The sequence below is a fragment of the Azospirillum sp. BE72 genome (assembly GCF_031455875.1).
Taxonomy (GTDB): domain Bacteria; phylum Pseudomonadota; class Alphaproteobacteria; order Azospirillales; family Azospirillaceae; genus Azospirillum.
In genome coordinates this window covers 1-1435 of record NZ_JAVDTO010000046.1, presented here as the reverse complement: position 1 = coordinate 1435, position 1435 = coordinate 1, and the positions used below count along the sequence as shown (strand labels likewise).

Genomic DNA, 1435 nt, shown 5'->3' with positions numbered 1-1435 from the left:
TAGATGCGGTAATGGGCCTTGCACCAAGCTCTGGCTTGGTCGGGTGGCTGTCCCCACAGTGATGGTGTGAGAAACGGGGTCCGAGCGGATCGGCCCCAAGCATCAAGGGGGACAGCCATGGATCACTTTGCCGGAATCGACGTCTCGTTGGAACAGAGCAGCGTGTGCGTGGTGGATGCGACGGGCAAGATTGTGCGGGAGGCCAAGGTGGCAAGCGAGCCCGCCGCCCTGGTGCGCTTCTTCGGCGAGCTTGGCTTTCCGGTGGTCCGCATTGGGTTGGAGGCTGGACCCTTGTCGCAGTGGCTGCACGCCGGGCTGAGCGCGGCGGGCTTGGCGACGGTGCTGCTGGAGACCCGCCACGTCAAGGCGGCGCTGTCGGCGATGGTGGTGAAGACCGACCGCAAGGACGCCCGCGGCATCGCCCAGTTGCTGCGCATGGGCTGGTTCCGGTCGGTGCACCGCAAGTCGGCCGATGCCCAGGAGGTGCGCGCCCTGCTGGTTGGCCGTAAGCTTCTGCAGAGCAAGCTGCGCGATGTGGAGTTCAGCATCCGCGGCATCTTGCGCGGCTTCGGGCTGAAGGTCGGTGAGGTCAGCAAAGGGCGCTTTGCGGCGCGGGTGGAGGAACTGATCGAGGGGCATGCGATGTTGGAGGAGGTCGTCGGTGCCATGCTGACGGCACGCGCAGGCCTGCACAGCGAGTTCATGCGCCTGCATCGCAAGATGCTGGCGATCGTGCGCACCGATGAGGTCTGTCGGCGGTTGATGACGGTTCCTGGGGTGGGGCCGCTGGTGGCGGTGACCTTCAGGGCGACAGTCGATGATCCAGCCCGCTTCACCTCGTCCAAGGCGGTGGGCGCGCACTTCGGGCTGACGCCCAAAAAGTACCAGTCGGGCGAGACCGACGTGACCGGCGGGGTGAGCAAGGTGGGGGACGTGATGGTGCGCACTGCCCTCTACGAGGCCGCCAACGTGCTGCTGAGCCGGACCACCCGGTTCTCCACGCTCAAGCGCTGGGCGCTGGACGTGGCCAAGCGGCGTGGCGTGAAGCGGGCCAAGGTCGCTCTGGCGCGGAAGCTGGCCACTGTCCTGCACCGCATGTGGGTGGATGGCAGCGAGTTCCGCTGGGGCAAGGAGGCGCTGGTAACCGCGTAAGAAGATAGGACAACGGTTTGGAGCAGAGCCGGAAGGTGTTGCTCCGGTGAGGTCCCGTCGCCGGGACGCGGAAACCAGTGAGGACGGGAGTAGTGCTGTGGAAGCTCCTGCGGGAGTGAACCACGCGCCTTAGATTGTCCCGCTGGCTTCCTTTCTCTGACGGCATGATGTGGCAGCCACCGTGCTGACCACGGACGGAAGCATGAAGCCGGCGACGTGACAATCACTGCGAGGGACTTGACGTCTGACGGCCCATTACGGAAGCATTACAGTTGCGATGGAA

At 65.3% G+C, this 1435-nt stretch carries 1 protein-coding gene; it reads left to right on the top strand.

Features of this window, described 5'->3' with window-relative positions:
• The first annotated feature begins 117 nt into the window (after positions 1 to 117).
• A complete protein-coding gene (locus tag J2Y49_RS32350) occupies positions 118 to 1152 on the top strand; it encodes an IS110 family transposase (RefSeq protein WP_098740247.1) in 1035 nt (344 codons plus the stop codon).
• The last annotated feature ends 283 nt before the right edge of the window (positions 1153 to 1435 follow it).

Bases quoted from the DNA above. Each gene is read 5' to 3' on its own strand.
- J2Y49_RS32350 (WP_098740247.1), top strand. From the start codon at position 118: ATGGATCACTTTGCCGGAATCGACGTCTCGTTGGAACAGAGCAGCGTG.